The organism is Streptomyces sp. Edi4 (genome assembly GCF_040253615.1).
Taxonomy (GTDB): domain Bacteria; phylum Actinomycetota; class Actinomycetes; order Streptomycetales; family Streptomycetaceae; genus Streptomyces.
Genome location: NZ_JBEJGY010000004.1, coordinates 609,666 through 630,538, shown reverse-complemented (window position 1 = coordinate 630,538; position 20,873 = coordinate 609,666). Strand labels below are relative to the sequence as shown.

Below are 20,873 nucleotides of genomic sequence, written 5' to 3'. Positions count from 1 at the left end.
CTCGCAGCTTGGGCATTCAACCGGCAGAACAGGAACACATGTGCGACACAGGGGCGAAGGTGGGGATGCACGATGAAGGCCATACGGTTCGCGGGCGCGGGACGGCCACTCAGCCTTGAGACGGTTCCCGACCCGGAGCCCGGTCCCGGCTGGGTGGTGGTCGACATCGAGGCCGCCGGCCTGTGCCACTCGGACCTGCACATCATGAGCGGCATGGACCTGGGCGACCTCACCGTGAAGTCGCCGGTCACCCTCGGCCATGAGGGAGCGGGAGTGATCTCCTCGGTCGGAGAGGGCGTGGGGGACTTCGCGGTGGGCGACCGGGTCGGGATCGCCCTGGTCACCCATCCCGTAGAGGAGGCCCGCTTCGCACCCGGGGTGGGACACGACGGAGCGTTCGCCGAGCGGGAACTGGCCCATGTGTCCACGCTGGTGCGCATCCCCGACGGTGTGACCTTCGCCGAGGCCGCCGTCGCCACCGACTCGGTGGCCACCGCCTACCACGCCGTGCGCGCCGCCGGTTCGGTGCGTCAGGGCGCCACGGTGGGTGTCGTGGGCCTGGGCGGCCTCGGCCTGAACGGCGTACGGATCGCCAAGCTGCTCGGGGCGACGGTGTACGGGGTCGACATCAACCCCGCCGCCCACGGCCCGGCGTTCGAGGCCGGCGCCACCGCGTGCTTCCAGGACACCCGGGAGCTCGTGGCCGAACGCCCCGATGTGATCGTGGACTTCGTCGGCGCCGCGACCACGACGGGCCCCGCCGTGGAGAGCGTGCGCCCCGGAGGACGTGTGGTGCTGGTCGGTCTCGGCGCCGCCGTCGCCTCCATACCCGTCGCGTCCCTGGTGATGCGCAACGTCCAGCTGATCGGCTCGCTCGGCGCGAGCAAGGAGGAACTGCGGGAGGTGTACGAACTCATCGCGCGCGGGGCGCTGAAGCCGGCGGTGCAGGAGGTTCCGTTCGCCGAACTCCCGGCGGCGATGGACCGGTTGGCCCGGGGCGAAGTCCGGGGCCGCCTCTACACCCGGCCGCGCGCCGACCTGCGGGTGGGGGCGGGGACCGTCTGAGCGAAGTCCCGCGCGGCGAGGGCCCCATGACGAACCGTCGATGCAGGGGCCCTCAGAAAGGGGTGCGCCGGGGTGTGCCAGAGTGATCCATATGGTTCTTCTTGGTCAGACACCCCAATACATCTCCCACCAAGGTCCCTCCCGCCGGAACCTCCTGATAGCCCTCGCGGTCGGCCTGGCCGTCTGTCTCGGGATCGGAGCCGTCGCCGTGTCGGCCTTCAACGACAAGCCCCTGTTCCACGACGACGTCGCCTACGAGGGCGGATACGTGGTCGCCCTGGCCGGGATGAAGGCGGATCCCACCGGGAAGACGCAGGGTTTCCTCAAGAGCGGCGGGTGCGAGCAGTGGCGCCATGAGCAGGGCGGGCCCAAGGCCGCCGCCTCCCCGGAGCGCTGGCTCCAGGGCTGCCGTGACGCGGCCGACGACGGTGACTGCCGGGATGGACAGGTCGCGGCAAAGCCCAAGGGATCCGCGGGGATCAGAGGCCTCGTCTGCGACAGCAACAAGGGAGTCAGAAGGCCCGTCGCGGGCTGACCGGCCCCGTGTGTCCGTGCCTGTGTGTCCGTGCCACCGCCCGTCCGCACCGTGAAGTAGCGCTTGGGGCTGACGGGCCGGGCCGGCGTCAGACTTCAGATGTACGGCACACGGGCTTCGAGGCGGACTCGTCACCACCTGTTCGTCTCATAGCTTCTTGATCAAGGGCGGAGCGCCGCGCTCCGCGCCATGATCGAAGCGAGGCAACCATGTACGGCAAGGCGTTCGCCCCGGAGTACCGGGGGACCTTGGGGGAGCTGTCGGTCAACACCTCACTGGCGGAGGTGCTGGCCAAGGCGGTCGAGGAGCGGCGGCGCGCCGAAGCCGACGGCAGCGGCGTGGAGTTGGCGCACGCCGGGCTCGCCGTCGCCGAGGCGAGCCGGCGGCTCGGCCTGGTCGAGGAGGCCGAGCGGGCGTGGAAGGACAGCTACCGCGCGGCCCGTGACGCCGGCGACGAGGGCGCGATGGCCTGGGCGATGTGGAGCGGTGGCACCCTGTCGCGCCAGCGCGGACACCTCGCCCTGGCCAGGCGCCTGCTCACGCGGGCCGCCGAACTCGCCGAGCGGGGCGACGACATCGTGGCGCGCGGCTACTGTCTCGCGGGTCTCGCCGAGACCGGACGCATCCAGGGCGACTACGAGGCCGTCGGCCGCCTCCATGAGCAGCTGCTCGCCGAGGCGCGGCGGCGCGGCGAGGCCAGGCACACGGTGTGGGCACTCGAAGGCATCGCGCAGATGCACCGCAACACCGGATCCTTCGACCGTGCGCTCGCCCTGTTCGAGGAGGCGGCGCACATAGCCGGGGAGGCCGGGGACGACCGGGGCCGGGCCTGGGCGCTGCGCGGGATCGCCGATGTGCGCTCCGCGCAGGGCGATGCGGAGCGGGCGCTGGAGCTGCTGACCGAGGCGGAGACCCTGTGCCGGGCGATCCAGCTGGTCAGCGCGCTGGCGTACAACCACAAGATGCGGGGCAACGTGCTGTTCCGGGCGGGGCGCCACGCCGAGGCGGAGGAGTGCTACAGCGAGGCGCTGGAGGAGTTCCGCGCGATGGGTGAACCGCGCGGGGAGGCGCTGGCCCGGCTCGGCCTGGTGAAGGCGCGGGCCCGCCAGGGGTGGGAGAGGCAACGCACGGCGGCCGAACTGGAGGAGCTGGAGCGGGCGTTCGCCGCCATCGGGCTGCTGCGCGGCGGCGACATGATCGACCAGGCACGCGCCGAGCTGGGAATCGCCGACGTGGACGCCGGTCCCGCAGGCTCCCGTGCCGCCGCCGATGTCGCCGTCATCCGCTGAGGTGGCCCGCGCGATGTCCTCGGCCCCCTTCGCACCGCCCACGACAGGAGCAGGACCCATGGCACGGCAGACCGCTGCGCACACCGGCACGCCCCGCGCCGCGCCATCGGGACCGGCCGCCCCGCACCGCCCCGCCGCGCCAGGAGCCGCGGCGAGCCTCGCGCGCTGCCGTGACCTGGTCGAGCCGGCGCTGCGCAGGGCGGTGCGCGGGCTGCACCCCGCCCCGTGCCGCATCGCCTCGCACGCGTTCGGATGGTGCGAGCCGGACGGCACGCCGAGCGCCGGGGGCGGGGGCAAGGGAGTCAGGCCGGCGCTCGTGGTCCTCGCGGCGGAGGCGGTGGGCGCACGCGCGGAGGTGGCGGTCCCGGGGGCGGTGGCGATCGAACTGATCCACACCTTCTCCCTGATGCACGACGACATCATGGACGGAGACGGCCGCAGACGAAACCGCGACAGCGCCTGGAAAGCCTTTGGTACGGGGCCCGCACTGCTGGCAGGGGACGCGCTGTTCGCCCTCGGGGTCCGTACGCTGGCCGAGGTCGGCGGCGCGCGCGGCGGTGAAGCCGTCCGTCAACTCACCGCCACGCTCGGGGAGTCGGTGCATGGGCAGGCCGATGACGAGGCGTTCGAGACGCGGCCGTGGACCGGGCCGAACGCCGTGGGTCTGGGGGAGTACCGGGCCATGGCGGACCGCAAGACGGGCGCGCTGCTCGGCTGCGCCACGGCGCTCGGGCCTGTCCTCGCGGGCGCGCCGTCCCCGCTCACGGCGGCGCTCACCGGGGCCGGACGGCAGTGGGGCCTCGCCTTCCAGGCCATCGACGACGTCCTCGGGATCTGGGGCGAGCCGTCCGTCACCGGCAAGCCCGTCCACAGCGACCTGCGGCGCGCGAAGAAGACACTGCCCCTCCTCGGGGCGATGACCATGGACCCAGCCTTCGGCACCCGCCTCGAACGGCTCATCAAGGAGGGCGACTTGGCCGATGACGCGTGTCTGCGCCAGGTCGCCGACCTCGTCGAGAAGTCGGGCGGCCGGGCGTACGCCCTGCGCGAGGCCCGCGCCAGGGTGGCCGCGGCGCGCGAGCATCTGCGGGGGGTGCCGCTCGCGGCGGCCGCCGTGGACGAACTCCTCGCCCTGTCGCAACTCTTCCTCGACCGCCGGGTGTGACCCCGCTGTCGCGCCGACGCGGCCCCGGCGCCGTTATGACAGCGGCGCGGCGCCGGCCAGTGGACGCTCGGCGAGCGGAGGCTCGGTGAGCAGCAGGTCCGCGTGGTGGCGGGCGGCGACCAGGGGATGGGCGCGCAGCTTGCCCTTGAGCTCATTGCGTCCGTACTCGGCGAACAGCGGGTTGGCCGGGTCGGCGGTCGCGCCGGGCGCGTGGGCCGCGTACGGGAAGACAAGCGGCTCGATCCGGGCGTCGAGGCGCGGGTTGTAGAAGAACGGCACCGAGAACCGCTCGGTGGCCCGGGGCGGGCTCACCACCCGGTGGTTGGTGGCGACGAGGTAGCCATTGGTCGCCACTTCCAGCAGCTCGCCCAGGTTGACGACGAAAGCGCCGGGCAGCGGCGGCACGTCGTGGAAGCGGCCGTCCTCGCGCTGCACCTGGAGGCCGCCCACCGTGTCCTGGTGGAGCAGGGTCAGGAAGCCGTAGTCCTTGTGGGCGCCCACACCCTGCGCGGTGCCGTCCTCGGCGCTGCCGGGGTAGCGCACCAGCTTCAGATGCGGATGGGCCTGGTCGCCGAAGACGTCGTCGTAGAAGTCCTCGGGTGCCCCGATCGCCGCAAGCAGCTCGTGGAGCAGCTTATCGGCGACCGCGCTGAGCCGGTCGATCCAGGTGAGCGCCGCGCTCCGCAGCTCGGGAAGGGCGCCGGGCCACTGGTTGGGACCTTGCAGCCACCAGTACGCGGGCTCCCCGGGACCGGGTATGCGCGCGGGGCGCTCGGCGCCGATGTCGAGCTGGTCGCGCCAGTCGCGCGAACCGCCGGTCCGTTCGTCCCCGGTGCGGGTATAGCCGCGGAAATGGGGCGAGTTGACGTTGTCGATGGCGAGTCGGTCCGCCTCTGACAGCCGGAAGAATGCCCGCATCGTGTCATTGAGCGCGGCGGTCTCGGCGTCGGTGACGCCGTGCCCGACCAACTGGAAGAAGCCGACGCCGTGGGCGGCGCTGTGCAGCTGGGCGCGCAGCAGCCGGCGGGCCTCGGGGCCTCGGTCGGCCGCCGACAGGTCGATGATGGGGAGCTGGGAGGTCGTCACGTACGACATGGGAGCCATCCGCTGGATATGCCCCGGCCGGCGCGGGTGGGCGCGGTCACGGGTCCGCCGGGGTGGGGCGGGCGCCGTGACAGGCACGGGGAGGGTGAAGGAGGGGCCTGGGTCAGCGGTGAGCGCGACAGGCCATGCTCGTAACGCGGACGTAGTCCACGTGGCGGCGTCGAACGAGCGGAGGCATGTCGCCAGATTACTCCTGGGCGAGCCGCGCGACGCTGTGATCACGCTCACAAACGGAGGCAGCGTCCGAAACGCTGGGCCGCCGGTACCGTCCAGGCGTGAGTAGGGCAGCGGAGGGCGGGTCAGCGGAGGGGCCGGCTGAGCCGTTCCGGTGCCAGGACCGTACGCAGGCGTCGTCCCCATGGTGGGGCGGCCGACAGGAAGGGGTCGCGCGGTGCCCGTCATGGCCGAGACCATCACCACCGTCCGCGTCGACCTCGTGCCGCTGCGCGTCGACCACGCCGAGGAGATGGCGGTCGTGCTGTCGGACCCGGCGCTGCACGCCTTCACCGGCGGCGCCCCGGACACCCCTGGGGCGCTGCGCGAGCGCTACCAACGCCTGGGCGCGGGATCCCCCGACCCGGCGGTGAGCTGGCTGAACTGGGTGATCCGGATCCGTGACGAGAAGCACCTGGCCGGGACCGTGCAAGCCACGATCGGGCACTTCGACGGCGGCGCTCGCGCCGAGATCGCGTGGGTGGTGGGGACGCCCTGGCAGGGCCGGGGTGTCGCCACCGAAGCGGCCCGGGCGCTGGTGGCATGGCTCGGCCGGCAGGACGTACGGACGGTGATGGCGCACATCCACCCCGAGCACCACGCGTCCGCCGCCGTGGCCGCCGCGTGCGGGCTCGCGCCGGGCGACGAGTGGCAGGACGGCGAGCGCCGATGGCTGCGCCGCACGGGCTGACCGACCGCCGACCGCCGACCGGCGCCGACGCCCGTGCTCCGCAGAGGAGTTGGGGCGTCGGGGCCGGGCGGACCGGGTGGACCGGGTGGGAGAGGCGCCTGGCCCCGGCGGTCGCCGAGCCCCTCGAACGCGAGGAGTCCAACTGGGCCGGGGCCCGGCGCGGGGCGTCAGGTCTTGCGGGACCTGCTCATCAGCATGCCGCCCGCGACCAGGGAGAACAGGCACACACACGCGCCTGTGATGACGTTGCTGAGGATGGCTCCGGTGCCGGCGCTACGTGCGACGACCCAGGGGGAGATGATCAGCCATGCGCCGAGGAGCAGGACCACGAAGTTCAGGTCCTGGGACCGTTCCGGGACCATCGACATGCACAGGCCCAGGACGGCCAGGGCTATGCCGACGACCAGGTTGCTGAGGGCCAGGGTCGGCTTGGCAGCCGAGAAGTGGACCGTCCAGCCGGAGATCGCGGCGTAAATGCCGGCGAGGATGACAAGTTCCTCGACGGCCGCGACCCCACGGGTTTCCATCACCCGTGCGTAGCGGTCCCGCATTTCCGACACATCGGGGTGCCCCGAGATATCACCAGGGCGGTGTGAGACGTCGGCCATCCGACTCGCCTCCTTCTGAGAACTCTGCACGTCTGGCCGCGCTGCGACACGATGTCGCCATCCCATTGTGCGCTTATCTGCCCTTTATGAGTAGTTGAGGGCGCTATAGGAATTTTGCGGGCTTCGCAATGTAACCATGCGCTTTCTCGTGGTCACCCGGTGTCGCACCGGCAAGGCTTCGGCCCAGGGACGCCCCGGCTACGCCCCATGGCCATGTCCCGGCCACCGGGCAGGAATAAGACCGGGTCATGTCACCCACGACGACCCAACCGTCAGCCCAAACCCCGGCCCGTTTCTCCGACGTCAAGGGCTGGTTCTGGCCCGCCGATCAGCTGTTGTTCGACTGGTTCCTCACCCGGCAGGCCCAAACCCCGGGGCTGCGGGGTGACTTGCTCGAACTCGGCGCGTACCTGGGGAAGAGCGCCATCTTCCTCGGCGGATATCTGCGGCCCGGCGAGGAGTTCACGGTCTGCGACCTCTTCGACTCACCTGCGCCCGACGCCTCCAACAGCGCCGAGATGGACCGGTCCTACGCCACGCTCACCCGTCGCGCGTTCGAGGCGAACTACCTCGCCTTCCACCCCGAACTGCCCACCGTCGTGCAGGCGCCGACGTCGGTCATCGGCTCGCGTCTGACGGCGGGCAGCTGTCGCTTCATCCACGTCGACGCCTCGCACCTGTACGAGCACGTGCACGCGGACGTGGCGGCGGCGCGAAAGCTCGCCGCCCGCGACGCGATCGTGGCCTTCGACGACTTCCGGGCCGAGCACTGCCCCGGCGTCGCGGCGGCGGTCTGGGGGGCGGTGGCGACCATGGAGTTGAAGCTCGTCTGCATCACCGCCACGAAGGCGTACGGCACCTGGGGCGACCCCGGGCCGGTGCGGGAGGAGCTTGTGGAGTGGCTGGCGACGCGAGCGGACCTGTGGCACGGGGTGGAAGAGGTGGCCGGCGCGCCGCTGATCCGAATCGGCGGCAAGAACGCCAAGGCCCCCACTCCGCCGCAGCCACTGCGCCCGGCGCCGGCCGGGGCGCCGGACGCGTCCGAGGCGACGGGAGTGCCCGGGACGCCGGAGGCGGCCCGGCCCGCCCGGCCGGCGCCGGGGCGCGCGGGGCGGGGTCTGCTAGGCCGCGTGCTCGGTGGCCGCGACCGGGGCTGAGAAAGCGGCGGCCCCGGCGCCCGGACGGTTCGATCCCGCGAACCGTCCCGGGGTGCCGGGGCCGGGGTGCCCCTCAACTGCCGTGCTGTGCCAGTGCGTTGGCGCCGTGCGGCGCGGCGGCTCGGTGCCGCCGTGTCCCGCTCGGCGTGCTCACCTCACCGGCGGCAGGAGCTGCTGGATGCCGGAGCCGAGGTGGGCCGAGTGGTTCACCACCACGCCCACCCCCTGCTCCTGCCCGAACAAGTCCGTCCACGACCCGAAGAACAGGAACGAGTTGTTGGTCGCGAGTCCGACCGCCGCGAACACCAGCACCTGCGTCGCGACCAGCAGGCCGAGCCGGCCAAGGAACGTCTTCCAGTTCTGACGGGCCAGGCGCGGCCACAGCCAGATGGTGACGACGAACATCACCACGGCGCAGAGCACGGTCAGTACCAGCACCTTGTTACTCGTGAGACCCATCGGTCGACAAAACTCTCTGCCAGAAGATCATCCGGGGCTCCCCGGAGAGCACCACTCGGGGGTGCTCAGGAGAGTAGACAGTGATGTCGGCCGATCCGTTCCCGTGTCGGCGCGGCAGCCTGCGGAAGCTTCGAGGTCACAGGTCCCGGACGAAGCGGAGTCCCGGGCGCCCGTTCAGTTCGATCTCGTCGACCGGGGTGAATCCGGTGCGGGCCAGGACGGCCAGCGAGGCGGCGTTGCCCAGGGTGGCCCGGGCGCGCAGCCCGGTGAGTCCATACCGCGTGGCGGCGAGCGCGCAGATCCGCCGCACGGACGCCGTGGCCAGCCCCGCTCCGGTGGCCCGCTCGGCGATCCGGTAACCGAGATCGGCCGTACCGCCCTCCACGTCGACCAGGTTGACCCGCCCCAGGATGTCACCCTCGGGGTCCACCACCACGTGGAAGTAGCACGTGCCGGCCGCCTGCTCGGCCAGCAGGGCGCGGTGGCGGTCGTCGAAGTGGGCGAAGTAGGCATCCCCCCGGTCGGGGATCGAGGCGGCGAAGTACGCCCGGTTCTCCCGCTCGAAGGCCAGCAGCGCCGGGGCGTGGCCGGCGCGCAGCAACTGGATCTCTGTCATGCGCCCACGCTAGGCACCGCCCCGGGTGCGGATGCGGGCAGGGGCGGGTCACGCTTGCCGCACCCCTCGGCGGCTGCTCTGATGGGTGGCCGTGACGGCAGCGAGTGCGACCGAGACGGTCGAAGCGGTATTCAGGATCGAGTCCGCGCGGATCATCGCGGGCGTCGCCCGCATCGTGCGGGACGTCGGCATCGCCGAGGAACTGGCGCAGGACGCGCTCGTCGCCGCCCTCGAACAGTGGCCCGAGGCGGGCGTGCCCGACCGGCCGGGCGCCTGGCTGATGACGACCGCCAAGCGCCGCGCGATCGACCTGGTGCGGCGCAAGGAGACGTACGCCCGCAAGCTGGCGGAGGTCGGGCGCGCGCTGGAGGACGTGCCGCCGCCGGACCCGGCGGACTTCGACGACCCGGACGGCATCGACGACGACCTGCTGCGGCTCATCTTCACGGCCTGCCACCCCGTCCTGTCGACGGAGGCGAGAATCGCTCTCACGCTGCGCCTGCTCGGCGGCCTGACCACCCAGGAGATCGCCCGCGCGTTCCTGGCCCCCGAGTCCACGGTCGCCCAGCGCGTCGTCCGGGCCAAACGAGCCCTCGCCAAGGCCGAGGTCCCCTTCGAGGTGCCCTACGGCGCCGACCGGGACGCCCGGCTGGCGTCCGTGCTCGAAGTCATCTACCTCATCTTCAACGAGGGGTACTCCGCCACGGCCGGCGACGATCTGGTGCGCCCCGCGCTCTGCGAGGACGCGCTGCGTCTGGCGCGCGTGCTCGCCGGTCTCATGCCCAAGGAGCCCGAAGTGCACGGCCTGGTCGCGCTGTTGGAGTTCCAGGCCTCCCGCATCCCGGCCCGCACGGGACCCGACGGCGCGCCGGTGCTGCTTGCCGATCAGAACCGGGCCCGCTGGAACCGCCTGTTCGTCCGGCGCGGCATCGAGGCGCTGCGGTACGCGGGCGACGGCCCCTACTCCGTGCAGGCGGCCATCGCCGCGTGCCACGCGCGGACGATGCGGTACGAGGACACCGACTGGGCCTCGATCGCCGTCTTGTACGCCCGCCTCAAGGCGCTGGTGCCGTCCCCCGTGGTCGAACTCAACCGTGCGGTCGCCGTGGCGATGTCCGAGGGCCCCGAGGCCGGCCTCGCGCTCGTCGACGCCCTGGGAAACGAACCGGCCCTGAAGGGCTACCACTTGCTGCCGAGCGTACGGGGAGACCTGCTGGAGCGCCTGGGACGCCCCGCCGAAGCGCGCGCGGAGTTCGCGCGCGCGGCCTCACTGACCCGCAACGCCCGCGAACGCGAACACCTGGAGAGGCGCGCCGCGAGCCTCGCGGGCGACGATGAGAGTCAGTGAGAGCCGCTGAGGGCAGACGAAGTCAGGGGGCCGGGGTGCGGGCGGACGCCCTTCGTCCGCGGCCGCGGCCGCGTCTCAGGCGTCAGTGAGGCGCGTGTTCAGTGAGGCGCGTGTGTTGAGCGCGTCCACGTCGCTTCCCGTGACGTGCCGGTAGGTGTCGGTCATGCGGGCGATGGAGCGGGCAGAACCCTGCTCGTTCCGGTTCATCGCCCGGGCCGCAAGCACCACGGCCGCCGTCGCCTCGCGGCGCCGTGCCTCATAGCGGCGAAGGGCGGTCGCGGGGCCGGCGGTGGTGGCCAGTTCGTGCGCGAGTACGCGGGCGTCGACCACCGACTGGGACGCGCCGTTGGCGCCCACCGGATACATCGGGTGCGCCGCGTCGCCCAGCAGGGTCACCCGGCCCTCGCCCCATGTGGCCAGCGGCTCCCGGTCCACCATCGGGTACTCCAGGATCCCGGCGCACCCGGTGAGCAGCCCGGGCACGTCGAGCCAGCCGAGCGACCAGTGTCCGACATGGGGCAGGACGTCCGTGAGTCGGCCCGCGCTGTTCCAGTTCGCGCTCTCGCCCAGGGGACCTGGTGCGGCCAGCCGCACCAGGGTGACCCAGTTGAGCCGTCCCCGGCCGATCGGATACGCGACGAACTGCGCGTCCCCCTCGCGCACGAGGGCTGTCGCGCCGCCGCTCAGGAAGGGGGCCGCCGGCGTCACGCCCCGCCACATCCGGATGCCCGACCACAGCAGGGGCCCCTCCTGCGGGTGCAGGTGCCGGCGGACCGTGGTGTGCAGGCCGTCCGCGCCGACCAGTGCGGTGGCCCGGACCTCCTCCGTCGCCCCGCTCGCGCGGTTCAGGAACCGGGCGCGGACGCCGTGCCGGTCCTGCTCGAAGTCCTGGAGGCGCAGGCCGACGCGTACGGCGTCCGGGCCGAGCCGTTCGCGTACCGCCGCGAGAAGCAGGAGTTGCAGTTCACCCCGGTGGACGGCGTACTGCGGCCACCGGTATCCCAGGGCCAACCCCCTTGGCTCGGTGAAGAGCTGGCGCCCGGTGGTGTCGCTGTAGACGTTCTCGTTCATGGGCACGCCGATGGCGGCGAGCTCGTCGCCAAGGCCCAGCTCGGTCAGTTCCCGCACGGCGTGCGGCAGCAGATTGATGCCGACTCCCAGGGGATGTATCTCCTGGGCGCTCTCCCGCACCACCGCGTCGATGCCCGCGGCGTGCAGGCTCAGCGCGGCCGTGAGGCCTCCGATGCCCGCTCCGGCTATCAGTACCGTCATGATCGGCTCCCTTTCCTCGGGCTCCACCCTGCGATGCCCGAAGACGGAAGTCCACGACACGTATCCCGACCTGTCCTGTCTTGCCGCCCGTGAGCGGCGGTTGTGGCCCCCGCGCGCCATCGGCCACCGAGCCGACGCGGCGGCGCCCGGGCGTTCCGTCCCTTGTCCGGAACTCAACTACCGTTCAGCCGCGCGCCGTTCGTCTCGCGACCACCGCCACCGTCGCGTACAGCATCGTGAAGCTGCCGCCCAGCGCGTCGACGGCGGTGCCCACGTCCCGCAGGATCGTGGCCAGTTGGGGCTCGGGGAGCCGGGTGAGCAGGCCGGTGGTGGGGAGTTGGTCGAGCAGCGCGTCGCGCGAGTGGACCGCCTCCCAGTCGAACCGCCACCGTTCGGGTTTCTCGAAAGCGCCCGCCCTGTCGATCCCTTCGGCGGTGGCGGCGAGGATCGCCCCGTACGGGTCATGGGTCCCCCGCGTCAGCGCCGTGGGATCGAACGGGGCGTCGGGCACCACGGTCCGGTACGCGGTGGCGAACGCCTGCGCCACCTGCGGCGGAAGCTGGAAGGCGTTCCAGAACGCGATCAGCGGGCCGCCGGGCCGCAGCACGCGCGCGGCCTTCGCGGCCCCCGCCACCGGGTCGATCCAGTGCCAGGACTGACCGGCGGTGACCGCGTCGAACCTGCGCCCACCCGGCTCCCAGTCCTCCAGCCTCGCCACGTCCACCGTGATCCCGAACCGCCGGGCCACCTCCGCCATCCGCGCGTCGGGCTCGACCCCGAGCACCCGGCACCCGGCGTCCCGCAGCTGCCGGGCGGCGATTCCGGTGCCGCAGCCCGCGTCGAGGACGTCGGGGCCGGGAGCCAGGGCATGGACGCGGCGCAGCAGGGCGTCCGGATAGCGGGGGCGGGCGCGGTCGTAGCGTTCGGCGTCCGAACCGAACGACTCGGCCATGCCACGGGCTCGATGAAGCTCCGAATCGGAGGGCTCGGATGGCATAGTGGGCATGTGCCCACTGTTGTGGGCGTGTGCCCACTCGTCAAGGGGCCGACAGAAACGGAGCACCGAGCGATGCCGACCGGTGTGGCCCTGCGCGACCCGCGCCAGCACCTTTTCGCCGCCGCCGAGCGGATCCTGCTGCGCGCCGGCGCCGGCGCCCTGACCAGCCGGGCCGTCACGGCGGAGGCGGGCTGCGCCAAAGGTGTCCTGCACCGCCACTTCGCCGATTTCGACGACTTCCTCGCCGAGCTGGTCCTGGACCGGGTGGGCCGGCTCGAAGGCCTGGCCACCGCCCTGCGCGAGTCGGCCGGTGAGGGCGCCGTCACCGATCACCTCACCCACGCCCTGACGGAACTGTTCGGTCCGGTCGCCGTCGCGATCGTCGGGCTCGTCATATCCAGGGACGCCCTGCGGACCCGGCTGCGCCGGACCACGCCGCACGGCATCCCGCTCCTGACAGAGGCCACGGCCATGATCGTCGCCTATCTCGCCGAGGAGCGGAGGCTGGGTCGCATCGCGCCCGACGCCGATGTCGAAGCCCTCGCGCCCACCCTGATCGGCGCCGGACACCTGCTGTTCGCCGACCGGGAGGGCCCGGCGCCGGAAACCGAGGCCGTCCGCAGGACAGTGGCCGCCATCGTCGGACGTGAAGTCCGGGGAAACGCAGGGTAGTCACACGGGCTCGGCCCGACACGCACCACGAACGGAGCACACCGATGAGCCGTCACCTTCAAGTCACCTTTGACGCACACGACCCAGGGGCGCTCTCGCACTTCTGGCGCGAGGTCCTGGGCTATGTCCACCCCGGGCCGCCCGGCGTCGATCTGCCCGAGGGAGCCGACGCCCTGGCCGCGTGGGACGACTTCCTGGCGCAACTCGGCGTGCCGAAGGAGGAACGCGGCGCGAGGTCGGCCGTCGAGGACCCCGACGGGCACGGCCCACGCCTGTTCTTCCAGCGGGTGCCGGAGGGCAAGACGGCCAAGAACCGCGTCCACCTCGACGTCCGCGTGGCACCCGGGCTGTGGGGCGACGAGCGGATGGTGGTCCTGGAGGCCGAATGCGAGCGCCTGATCGCGCTGGGGGCGACGCGGGTACGCCGTCACGAGCCGGCCCCGCCGATGGAAAACGGCTTCATCGTGATGGCCGACCCCGAGGGCAACGAATTCTGCCTGGACTGAGATGACCGGCACCGCCCACAGAATGGCTCAACTCGTTCCCCGTGCAACGGATTTGATGGCGGTGGTGCCGGGGACAATGGCAACGGGCAATGCCGCCATGGGTCATGGGGCGGTGCACGGCATTCGACGCTCCACAAAAGAGCGCCGCGCCCCCGACGCGGGCGCGCGGCGCTGATCTGTTCCGGAAATTCGGCCCTCCCCACCGGAGGCCGACGCCAGTCAATCAGCGGCCGGGGACGCGACACCGCCCTCCCCGAGACCGCACCACTCTCAAGTGAGGATGTCCCCATGGGGAGCTTGGGCAGACGCGGCTTCATGACCGCGGCGGGATCATTCGCGACGATGACGGCGACGGGCACCCCCGGCCTCGCCACGGCGGACGCGGCCGACGCCGCGACCGCGACCGAGTACGTGGACGTACAACTGCTCAGCATCACCGACCTGCACGGCTATCTCCAGGCTCCGCCCACGAGCGACCAGGTCATCACGGGCGCGGGTGGAAAGAAGTTCACCGTCGGGGGAGTCCCGTATCTGGCCGCGCACCTGGAAGCTCTGCGCGCCGGACACACCAACTCCTTCTTCTTCGCCCAGGGCGACCTCTTCTCCGGCTGGTCCTTCGCGGCCGCTTCGCTCGCGGACGAGCCGACCATCGAGGCGCTGAACGCCATGGGCCTGGATTTCTCCACGGCCGGGAACCACGAGTTCGACCGCACCCCCGGATTCCTGATCGACCACATGGAGAACGGGCACCCTTATGCGGGTGAAGGATGGACGAATTCCTTCCCCGACTCCACCGGAGGGCACTTCCCCGGCGCCGACTTCCGCTATTACAGCGCCAACATGCTCTGGGGCAGTTCCGGCAAAACCGTTCTCGCCCCGGTCAATGTGGAGTGGGTGCACGGCCCCCGTGGACAGCGGCTGCCCATCGGGTTCATCCATCTCACCGTGACCGGCACCGAATCCGCCACCACGAGTTTTCAGACGGCGCTGCGCATGCTGAACGAAGTGGAGACCGCCAACCGCTGCGCGGCGCTCCTCAAGTCGCAGGGAGTCAACGCCATCGTCTTGAGCATGCACGACGGAGCGGTGGCCGGGAGCGACTTCAACAGCGGGAGCGCGCCCTCGGGTCCGGCCTACGACCTCGCGCTCGCCGTGTCGTCCGACATCGACGCGATCGTCACCGGGCACTGGCACTGCGCCTTCAACATGATGCTGCCCGACCCCTCCGGACAGCCCAGACCGTTCGTCGAAGCGGGCTGCCACGCGCAGATCCTCAACGAGATCAACCTGCGTCTCGACCCGACGACGGGAAAGGTGGTCCGGGCGCTGACCACCTCGACCAACCACCCCAACACCCACGATGTGACACCCGATCCCGACCTCAAGGAGATCGCCGACTACTGGTCCGGATACGCCACCCGGCGCGGCGCCACCCGCATCGGGCGCCAGACCGCCTCGTTCACGCGGCGCCTGAACAGCACGGGCGAGAGCACGATGGGCAACCTCGTGGCCGACTGGGCGCTGTGGGCCGGAGGCCAGGCACTCGACCCCTTCGACACGGGGAACATCTGGCCCAACGTCCCCGCCGACCTCGCGGTGATCGCCATCGCCCCCCGCATCGGGCCCTGCGTCATCAACGACGACCTGCTCTTCGACGCCGCAGCCCAAGGAGCCGTCGCCTACACCAAGGCGTTCAACGCGGTGGGCTACGGGGACCCCATCGTCACGGCCACCGTCACCGGCCAGTGCGTCCACGACGCTCTGGAACAGCAGTGGAAGATGAACGGAAGCGTCCTCACCTACGCCCCCTTCGCCGTGTCGCACAACGTGCGCTACACCTTCGACGCCTTGGGTCCTGCTGGCAACCGTGTCGCTCCGGCCGATGTCCTCATCGGCGGCCGTCCGCTCGACCCGCACGCCACCTACCGGCTCGCGACGACCGCGTACACCCTCCTCGGGGCGGACGACTACCCGGCGCTGCTCAACCACACCCAACCGGTGCGCCACACCCGGGACTTCGAGAGTTTCGTCGCCTATGTGCAGAGCCTGTCCGTCCTCACACCTGCCCCCCTCGGCCGGGTCACCGCCCGCGCGGCGGCCACCTCGCGCGGGGACCTCGCGCGCCTGCTTCCGCTGCCCACCCCGCGCGACGCGGACCGCACCCCTCGGGTAGCCTCCGCCGGCACGGACGGCGGCGGGGGACGCTGCTGAGCGGGCCCTCGCGCGTGCGGCGGTGACCAGCGCGTAAGGTCGCGTGCGGCGGTGTGGCACAGGGCTCGCCGCCGTGACCGCCCGTCGCCCGGAGGCCGACCCTGAGTACCGTCACCGCCGAGATCGTGTCGGCCGTCCTCCTGTTCGGCGTGCTCGCCTTCGCCGTCGTACGCCCCCGCGACTGGCCCGAAGCGGTCGCGGCCGTGCCCGCCGCGGGGCTCCTCGTGGCGCTCGGGGCGGTCTCGTCCACCGAGGCGTGGCAGCAGACCCGCGATCTGCTGCCCGTCGTCGGTTTCCTCGCCGCGGTCCTCGTGCTGGCCCAACTCTGCGACGACGAGGGCCTGTTCGCGGCCGCCGGGGACGCCGTCGCCCGGCTGTGCGGGGCCAGTGCCCAGCGTCTGCTCGGCGGCGTGTTCGTCACCGCCGCGCTCATCACGGCCGTCCTCAGCCTGGACGCGACCGTCGTGCTGCTCACCCCCGTGGTGTTCGCGACGGCGGCCCGCGCGGGTGTCCGGGCCCGCCCGCACGTGTACGCCACCGCCCATCTGGCGAACTCGGCCTCGCTGCTGCTGCCCGTCTCCAACCTCACCAATCTGCTGGCGCTGGCCGCCGCCGGGCTCTCCTTCACGCGGTTCGCGGCACTGATGGCGCTGCCTTGGCTCGCCGCCGTCGCCGTGGAGTACGCGGTCTTCCGGGTCTTCTTCCGCGCGGATCTGGCGGCCGTGCCGGGCGGGGGCCGGGCGCGGGAGAACACTCCGGTGCCGGTGTTCACGGTCGTCGTCCTCGCCCTGACGCTGGCCGGGTTCGTCGTGACCTCCTTCGCCGGTCTCAGCCCCGCCTGGGCGGCGCTCGCCGGCGCGCTCGTCCTGGCCGTCCGCGCTCTGGCGCGGCGGCGCACCACGCCCCGCAAGCTGGTGGCTTCGGCCGGTATTGCGTTCTGCCTGTTCGTGCTCGCGCTCGGCGTCGTCGTCAAGGCCGTCGTGGACAACGGCCTCGGCTCCGCGATCGGACATCTGCTGCCCGGCGGCGACGGGCTGCCCGCGCTGCTCGCGGTCGTCGCCGTCGCCGCGGTCCTCTCCAACCTGATCAACAACCTGCCCGCCGTGCTCGCGCTGCTCCCCGTGGCATCGGCGGGCGGCCCGGGTCCGGTGCTCGCGGTCCTCATCGGCGTCAACCTCGGCCCCAACCTCACCTACGTCGGCTCGCTCGCCACCCTGCTGTGGCGGCGCATCCTGCGCGAACACGACGACGCGCCGGCGCTCGGTCACTTCACGCGGCTCGGTCTGCTGACCGTTCCCGTCACACTGGTCGCGTCCACCGCCGCGCTGTGGGCGGCGCTGCACACGATCGGAGGCTGACCGCATCCCATGAGCGTCATCATCTGGATCGCCGAGGGCACCTGGCCCGCGTGCGTGGCCGCCGCGCGCGAGCACGCGGCCGAGGGCGCCGACCTCGTCCTGCTGCACGTCACCGACGACGCCGTGGCCGAGGCCGCGCACGGCGCGTTCGCCGGGCTCCTCGGCCGTGGCCACCGCGAACGTGATCCCGGCACCCGGCTCGAAGGACTCGCGCGGGCCGCCACCGACGACCTCTTCGAGGAGGCCGAACGGCGCCTGGGCCGCCCGGCCCGCCGCCTGGACCTGCGCGGCCGCCCCGAACAGCAGGTCGTACGCGCCGCCGAGGGCGCCGAGCTCCTGATCTGCGCCCGCGACGGCGAGCGCGCCCACCTCGGCCCGCGCAGTCTGGGCCCCGCCACCCGTTTCGTCGTGGACCACGCGCCCTGCCCGGTCCTGCTGGTGTGGCCCGACGCGGCCCCCGCCATCGGCTCGCTGCCGCCGCCACCCCCGCCGCCCGGCCGCCCGGCCCGCTGACGCGCCCGCCGCTCCGGCACCCGCTGGCGAGCGGCGGAGCGCGGACGCTAGCCTGAAGACAGCGGCGGCCCCGGTGGGCGCGCCGCGCGGCGGTGGGGCCCGCCGTACCCCAACCGCGGCACCGCGTCGCCAACGGTCCCTACTTGCGGGCCCGCGCGCCCGGATTTCCCGGCTCTCGAACGGAACGAGGACGGGGAGAGGCGCCCAGCAGGTAGGAGAGGTATGTCCAAGGGAGTCCAGCAGCCCGTGGCCGCCGACGGCCGCGCCGAGCCCGGCATCGATCCGGACCTGCCCCCACGGCGCGCCGGCACCACCGCTCACCTGCGCCCGGTCGTGGCAGTTGTGGCGCTCGGCGGAGCCATCGGCGGCTGCGCCCGCTACGGAGCCTCGCTCCTGTGGCCCACCGTGCCGGGCTCCTTCCCCTGGACGACGCTCCTGGTCAACGGCGTGGGATGCGCGGTGATCGGTGTCTTCATGGTCGTGATCACCGACGTCTGGGCCGCGCACCGGCTCGTGCGCCCCTTCTTCGGAACGGGCGTGCTCGGTGGCTTCACCACCTTCTCGACCTACGCCGTCGACATCCAGAAGCTGATGGCGGCCGGCCGGCCCCGCACCGCCGTCGCCTACCTGGCCCTGACGCTCCTGACGGCCCTCGCGGCGGTGTGGGCCGCGGTGTGGATCACCCGACGAGTACTCGCCCGGAGGCAGCGATGACCGGTTCCGGCGGACGGGCCCTGCGCCTGACCATCCTCATCGGCGAGAGCGACCTCTGGCACCACAGACCCGTGTACACCGAGATCGTGCACCGGGCCCACGCGGCGGGGCTCGCCGGCGCCAGCGTGTTCCGTGGCATCGAGGGCTTCGGCGCCTCCTCCCGCATCCACACCCAACGCCTGCTGTCCCTGAGCGAGGACCTGCCCGTGGCGGTGGTCGTCGTGGACGAGGAGCAGCGCGTACGGGCCTTCCTGCCCAAGATCGACGAACTGGTCGCCGGCGGCCTGGTGATGCTCGACGCCTGCGAGATCGTCCGCCACGGGGGACAGGAGAGCCCCAAGTGACCTGGCTGCTCGTGGCGTTGGGCGCGGCGGTCGGCGCCCCGCTGCGGTTCCTCACCGACCTCGCGGTGCAAAAGAGGCACGACAGCCTCTTCCCCTGGGGCACCTTCACCGTCAACGTCATCGGCTGTCTGATCCTCGGGACGCTGACCGGCGCGGTCACGGCGGGCGCCGCCTCCTCGCAGACGCAGCTGTTCCTCGGCACCGGACTGTGCGGGGCGCTCACCACGTACTCGACGTTCTCCTACGAAACGCTGCGGCTCGCCGAGGACGGCGCGAAGTTCTACGCCGCCGCGAATGTCGTCGCCGGCGTGGTGGCCGGGCTCGGCGCGGCCTTCCTCGGCGTCACGCTCGCCGCGGCGATCTGGACCTGACACCGGCCGGTCCCCCCGCACCGCGCCCCGACGCAACCTGTCGGCACGGTGTAGCGTCTACGTGCCTGTAGACATTCATATTCCGACCGCCGGGCCGTCACTCGCAGGACGCCTGATCGGCCTGCCCTGTTTCCGGCCGGGCGCGCCCGCCCACCGAACCTTCGGAGAACAGCGACCCATGACCAGTCCCACCACCACGACACAGGCCCTGGACGGCGCGTCCATCGACGGGGGCCTGTACGGCGACATCACCGACTTCGCCCGGCATACGCACTGGCTCAACGGCCCCGTGACCGTCTACACCAGCTACGGCGTCGGCCTGTTCGCGGTGTTCATGCTCATCGGCTGGTGGATCGCCCGGCGCAAGGACGCGTCCGTGATGGCGGCCGCGCTCGCCGCGCCGGTCGCGATGGTGCTCGCGTACGTGGTGAACGACGCGGTCAAGTCGGTGTTCACCGAGCCGCGCCCCTGCCGCGCCCTGCCGCACGACTTCCTGATCGAGAAGTGCCCGCCGCTGGACGACTACGCGTTCCCCAGCAACCACACCACGGTCGCGGCGGCCGCCGCCGTCGCGCTGTTCTTCGTCGATCGCCGACTCGGCGCCGTCGCGGCCGTCGCCGCCCTCTTCATGGGCGCGTCCCGGGTGTACGTCGGGGCGCACTACCCGCACGACGTGCTGGCCGCGCTGGTGGTCGGAGCGGTGATGGCCTTCGCCGTGACCTGGTCCGCGCGCCGGTACGCCGGGCCGCTGGTCACCCGGCTGCGCGGCGGCGCCCTCAAGCCGCTCCTCGCCTGAGAAGGCGCGGGCCGTTTGAGAGGGCGCGGGCCGCCTGAGAAGGCGCGGGCCGTTTGAGGAGGAGCGCACCGCTGTCCCCGGCGGCCCCGACCCCCTAGGCTCGGCGATGTGCTGCGCATCGTCGACGAACTCGCCGGACCCGGTCCCCTGCGCGTCTGCGCCCATGTCCCCGCCGACGGTGCGGCGGGGACGGGACTGCGGGTGCTCCTGATCGCGGACGTGCTCGCGCGCGTCGTCGAACTGCGCGGCCGGGCCGTCCTCGTGGGCCGGACCGGCCCGCCCCCCCACGGGGCCCCGGCTGCCGGAGTCCGCCCCGCCGATGCCGAGGGCGGCCTGGAAGACATCACCAATGGGCTGGGCGGTCCGCCCGCCGTCCACGTCACCAGCGGCACCACCGAGGAGGCGTCCGCCGCCTGTCTGCGGGTCGGCGAGGCCGAACTGCCCGCCCTGGACGGCCTCGATCCGTCGGCGGTACGGATGCTCCTGCTCGGCCACCCCTACGAGGAACCGGTCACGGCCACGGCCGACGAGATCGACGACAGCGCCCGCACGCTGGCCCGCTGGCGGCGCGCCGTGGCGCACTGGGCCGGGTATCCGTCGAAGCCGATCCCGCCCGACCTCAAGAGCACGGCGCGCGCCGCCCTGGACGCCCGGCTCGACACCAGAACCGTCCTGCGCCTCCTGGCGGACCTGGAGACGGCGTCCGACGTGCTGGAGGGAGCCAAGTTCGAGACCTTCGCCCACCTCGACCGCGTCCTGAGCCTGGAACTCGTCCGCGAGGTGGGCACGGTCTGAGGGCGCGGGCCAGGCGCCGTCGCGTACGGTTCCGGCCCACAGCCACGCGGCAGTTGGCGCGGGCCGGTCATCAA

Annotated in this window: 22 protein-coding genes and 1 pseudogene; 17 read left to right on the top strand and 6 right to left on the bottom strand. The window is 72.5% G+C overall.

Annotated features, from left to right (window positions below; all coding sequences use genetic code 11):
• Positions 1-72 precede the first annotated feature (72 nt).
• The 4 genes from ABR738_RS04795 to ABR738_RS04780 all read left to right on the top strand — a co-directional run bounded on the left by ABR738_RS04795 (position 73) and on the right by ABR738_RS04780 (position 4,054).
• Positions 73-1,065 carry a zinc-binding dehydrogenase gene (locus tag ABR738_RS04795; protein ID WP_350228712.1) on the top strand — a complete coding sequence of 331 codons (993 nt, stop codon included), beginning with the start codon at positions 73-75 and terminating at the stop codon, positions 1,063-1,065.
• A gap of 91 nt (positions 1,066-1,156) precedes the next feature.
• A complete protein-coding gene (locus ABR738_RS04790) occupies positions 1,157-1,600 on the top strand; it encodes a hypothetical protein (protein WP_350228711.1) in 444 nt (147 codons plus the stop codon).
• 209 nt (positions 1,601-1,809) lie between these two features.
• Positions 1,810-2,889, top strand: coding sequence for a tetratricopeptide repeat protein (locus ABR738_RS04785; protein WP_350228710.1), 1,080 nt, complete (start codon positions 1,810-1,812; stop codon positions 2,887-2,889).
• A 58-nt stretch (positions 2,890-2,947) separates the two neighbouring features.
• Positions 2,948-4,054, top strand: a complete 1,107-nt coding sequence (locus ABR738_RS04780; RefSeq protein WP_350228709.1) for a polyprenyl synthetase family protein — start codon at positions 2,948-2,950, stop codon at positions 4,052-4,054.
• Positions 4,055-4,087: 33 nt separating this feature from the next.
• On the opposite strand, the gene ABR738_RS04775 is transcribed toward ABR738_RS04780, so the two are convergent.
• Positions 4,088-5,149 (bottom strand): isopenicillin N synthase family dioxygenase, encoded by a 1,062-nt coding sequence (locus ABR738_RS04775; RefSeq protein WP_350228708.1) that lies wholly within the window; start codon positions 5,147-5,149, stop codon positions 4,088-4,090.
• A gap of 409 nt (positions 5,150-5,558) precedes the next feature.
• On the opposite strand from ABR738_RS04775, the gene ABR738_RS04770 reads away from it, so the two are divergent.
• Complete coding sequence (locus ABR738_RS04770; protein WP_350228707.1) at positions 5,559-6,062, top strand: GNAT family N-acetyltransferase; 504 nt, start codon at positions 5,559-5,561, stop codon at positions 6,060-6,062.
• Positions 6,063-6,229: 167 nt separating this feature from the next.
• Here ABR738_RS04770 and ABR738_RS04765 read toward each other — a convergent pair whose 3' ends face one another.
• The gene (locus tag ABR738_RS04765; RefSeq protein WP_350228706.1) at positions 6,230-6,589 is read right to left on the bottom strand and encodes an SPW repeat protein; all 360 of its coding nucleotides are present in this window, start codon (positions 6,587-6,589) and stop codon (positions 6,230-6,232) included.
• A 329-nt stretch (positions 6,590-6,918) separates the two neighbouring features.
• Here ABR738_RS04765 and ABR738_RS04760 point away from each other — a divergent pair, with 329 nt between their 5' ends.
• Positions 6,919-7,827, top strand: coding sequence for a class I SAM-dependent methyltransferase (locus ABR738_RS04760; protein ID WP_350228705.1), 909 nt, complete (start codon positions 6,919-6,921; stop codon positions 7,825-7,827).
• Between the two features lie 195 nt (positions 7,828-8,022).
• Here the strand turns inward: ABR738_RS04760 and ABR738_RS04755 are convergent.
• Positions 8,023-8,286: pseudogene (locus ABR738_RS04755) on the bottom strand (esterase); the annotation flags it as partial.
• 136 nt (positions 8,287-8,422) lie between these two features.
• Positions 8,423-8,902 (bottom strand): GNAT family N-acetyltransferase, encoded by a 480-nt coding sequence (locus ABR738_RS04750; RefSeq protein ID WP_350228704.1) that lies wholly within the window; start codon positions 8,900-8,902, stop codon positions 8,423-8,425.
• A 91-nt stretch (positions 8,903-8,993) separates the two neighbouring features.
• Here ABR738_RS04750 and ABR738_RS04745 point away from each other — a divergent pair, with 91 nt between their 5' ends.
• Entirely contained in the window at positions 8,994-10,250 is a 1,257-nt protein-coding gene (locus ABR738_RS04745) for an RNA polymerase sigma factor (RefSeq protein ID WP_350228703.1), read from the top strand.
• Between the two features lie 75 nt (positions 10,251-10,325).
• Here ABR738_RS04745 and ABR738_RS04740 read toward each other — a convergent pair whose 3' ends face one another.
• Positions 10,326-11,522: an FAD-dependent monooxygenase gene (locus tag ABR738_RS04740; protein ID WP_350228702.1), complete on the bottom strand. Its 1,197-nt coding sequence runs from the start codon at positions 11,520-11,522 to the stop codon at positions 10,326-10,328.
• A 184-nt stretch (positions 11,523-11,706) separates the two neighbouring features.
• A complete protein-coding gene (locus ABR738_RS04735; RefSeq protein ID WP_350228701.1) occupies positions 11,707-12,528 on the bottom strand; it encodes a class I SAM-dependent methyltransferase in 822 nt (273 codons plus the stop codon).
• 63 nt (positions 12,529-12,591) lie between these two features.
• Between ABR738_RS04735 and ABR738_RS04730 the strand changes: the two genes are divergently transcribed.
• The 10 genes from ABR738_RS04730 to ABR738_RS04685 all read left to right on the top strand — a co-directional run bounded on the left by ABR738_RS04730 (position 12,592) and on the right by ABR738_RS04685 (position 20,799).
• The gene (locus ABR738_RS04730) at positions 12,592-13,191 is read left to right on the top strand and encodes a TetR/AcrR family transcriptional regulator (RefSeq protein WP_350228700.1); all 600 of its coding nucleotides are present in this window, start codon (positions 12,592-12,594) and stop codon (positions 13,189-13,191) included.
• A gap of 44 nt (positions 13,192-13,235) precedes the next feature.
• Positions 13,236-13,697, top strand: a complete 462-nt coding sequence (locus ABR738_RS04725; RefSeq protein WP_350228699.1) for a VOC family protein — start codon at positions 13,236-13,238, stop codon at positions 13,695-13,697.
• A gap of 288 nt (positions 13,698-13,985) precedes the next feature.
• The gene (locus tag ABR738_RS04720; RefSeq protein ID WP_350228698.1) at positions 13,986-15,908 is read left to right on the top strand and encodes a bifunctional metallophosphatase/5'-nucleotidase; all 1,923 of its coding nucleotides are present in this window, start codon (positions 13,986-13,988) and stop codon (positions 15,906-15,908) included.
• 122 nt (positions 15,909-16,030) lie between these two features.
• A complete protein-coding gene (locus ABR738_RS04715; protein ID WP_350234424.1) occupies positions 16,031-17,266 on the top strand; it encodes an SLC13 family permease in 1,236 nt (411 codons plus the stop codon).
• Positions 17,267-17,275: 9 nt separating this feature from the next.
• Positions 17,276-17,779 (top strand): universal stress protein, encoded by a 504-nt coding sequence (locus ABR738_RS04710; RefSeq protein ID WP_350228697.1) that lies wholly within the window; start codon positions 17,276-17,278, stop codon positions 17,777-17,779.
• Between the two features lie 222 nt (positions 17,780-18,001).
• Positions 18,002-18,493, top strand: coding sequence for a fluoride efflux transporter CrcB (crcB, locus tag ABR738_RS04705; RefSeq protein WP_350228696.1), 492 nt, complete (start codon positions 18,002-18,004; stop codon positions 18,491-18,493).
• Positions 18,490-18,837 (top strand): DUF190 domain-containing protein, encoded by a 348-nt coding sequence (locus tag ABR738_RS04700; RefSeq protein WP_350228695.1) that lies wholly within the window; start codon positions 18,490-18,492, stop codon positions 18,835-18,837. Before crcB (ABR738_RS04705) ends, ABR738_RS04700 begins: the two co-directional genes overlap by 4 nt.
• Entirely contained in the window at positions 18,834-19,208 is a 375-nt protein-coding gene (gene crcB / locus ABR738_RS04695; RefSeq protein ID WP_350228694.1) for a fluoride efflux transporter CrcB, read from the top strand. The genes ABR738_RS04700 and crcB (ABR738_RS04695) overlap by 4 nt, the downstream gene beginning before the upstream one ends.
• A 178-nt stretch (positions 19,209-19,386) precedes the next feature.
• The gene (locus ABR738_RS04690; protein WP_350228693.1) at positions 19,387-20,004 is read left to right on the top strand and encodes a phosphatase PAP2 family protein; all 618 of its coding nucleotides are present in this window, start codon (positions 19,387-19,389) and stop codon (positions 20,002-20,004) included.
• A 108-nt stretch (positions 20,005-20,112) separates the two neighbouring features.
• Positions 20,113-20,799 carry a hypothetical protein gene (locus tag ABR738_RS04685; RefSeq protein ID WP_350228692.1) on the top strand — a complete coding sequence of 229 codons (687 nt, stop codon included), beginning with the start codon at positions 20,113-20,115 and terminating at the stop codon, positions 20,797-20,799.
• The last annotated feature ends 74 nt before the right edge of the window (positions 20,800-20,873 follow it).

What these genes read in the sequence shown, in the direction of transcription:
- ABR738_RS04795 (WP_350228712.1), top strand. Translation starts at nt 73, where the DNA reads ATGAAGGCCATACGGTTCGCGGGCGCGGGACGGCCACTCAGCCTTGAG.
- ABR738_RS04790 (WP_350228711.1), top strand. Translation starts at nt 1,157, where the DNA reads ATGGTTCTTCTTGGTCAGACACCCCAATACATCTCCCACCAAGGTCCC.
- ABR738_RS04785 (WP_350228710.1), top strand. Translation starts at nt 1,810, where the DNA reads ATGTACGGCAAGGCGTTCGCCCCGGAGTACCGGGGGACCTTGGGGGAG.
- ABR738_RS04780 (WP_350228709.1), top strand. Translation starts at nt 2,948, where the DNA reads ATGGCACGGCAGACCGCTGCGCACACCGGCACGCCCCGCGCCGCGCCA.
- ABR738_RS04775 (WP_350228708.1), bottom strand. Translation starts at nt 5,149, where the DNA reads ATGTCGTACGTGACGACCTCCCAGCTCCCCATCATCGACCTGTCGGCG.
- ABR738_RS04770 (WP_350228707.1), top strand. Translation starts at nt 5,559, where the DNA reads ATGGCCGAGACCATCACCACCGTCCGCGTCGACCTCGTGCCGCTGCGC.
- ABR738_RS04765 (WP_350228706.1), bottom strand. Translation starts at nt 6,589, where the DNA reads ATGGAAACCCGTGGGGTCGCGGCCGTCGAGGAACTTGTCATCCTCGCC.
- ABR738_RS04760 (WP_350228705.1), top strand. Translation starts at nt 6,919, where the DNA reads ATGTCACCCACGACGACCCAACCGTCAGCCCAAACCCCGGCCCGTTTC.
- ABR738_RS04750 (WP_350228704.1), bottom strand. Translation starts at nt 8,902, where the DNA reads ATGACAGAGATCCAGTTGCTGCGCGCCGGCCACGCCCCGGCGCTGCTG.
- ABR738_RS04740 (WP_350228702.1), bottom strand. Translation starts at nt 11,522, where the DNA reads ATGACGGTACTGATAGCCGGAGCGGGCATCGGAGGCCTCACGGCCGCG.
- ABR738_RS04735 (WP_350228701.1), bottom strand. Translation starts at nt 12,528, where the DNA reads ATGCCCACTATGCCATCCGAGCCCTCCGATTCGGAGCTTCATCGAGCC.
- ABR738_RS04730 (WP_350228700.1), top strand. Translation starts at nt 12,592, where the DNA reads ATGCCGACCGGTGTGGCCCTGCGCGACCCGCGCCAGCACCTTTTCGCC.
- ABR738_RS04725 (WP_350228699.1), top strand. Translation starts at nt 13,236, where the DNA reads ATGAGCCGTCACCTTCAAGTCACCTTTGACGCACACGACCCAGGGGCG.
- ABR738_RS04720 (WP_350228698.1), top strand. Translation starts at nt 13,986, where the DNA reads ATGGGGAGCTTGGGCAGACGCGGCTTCATGACCGCGGCGGGATCATTC.
- ABR738_RS04710 (WP_350228697.1), top strand. Translation starts at nt 17,276, where the DNA reads ATGAGCGTCATCATCTGGATCGCCGAGGGCACCTGGCCCGCGTGCGTG.
- crcB (WP_350228696.1), top strand. Translation starts at nt 18,002, where the DNA reads ATGTCCAAGGGAGTCCAGCAGCCCGTGGCCGCCGACGGCCGCGCCGAG.
- ABR738_RS04700 (WP_350228695.1), top strand. Translation starts at nt 18,490, where the DNA reads ATGACCGGTTCCGGCGGACGGGCCCTGCGCCTGACCATCCTCATCGGC.
- ABR738_RS04690 (WP_350228693.1), top strand. Translation starts at nt 19,387, where the DNA reads ATGACCAGTCCCACCACCACGACACAGGCCCTGGACGGCGCGTCCATC.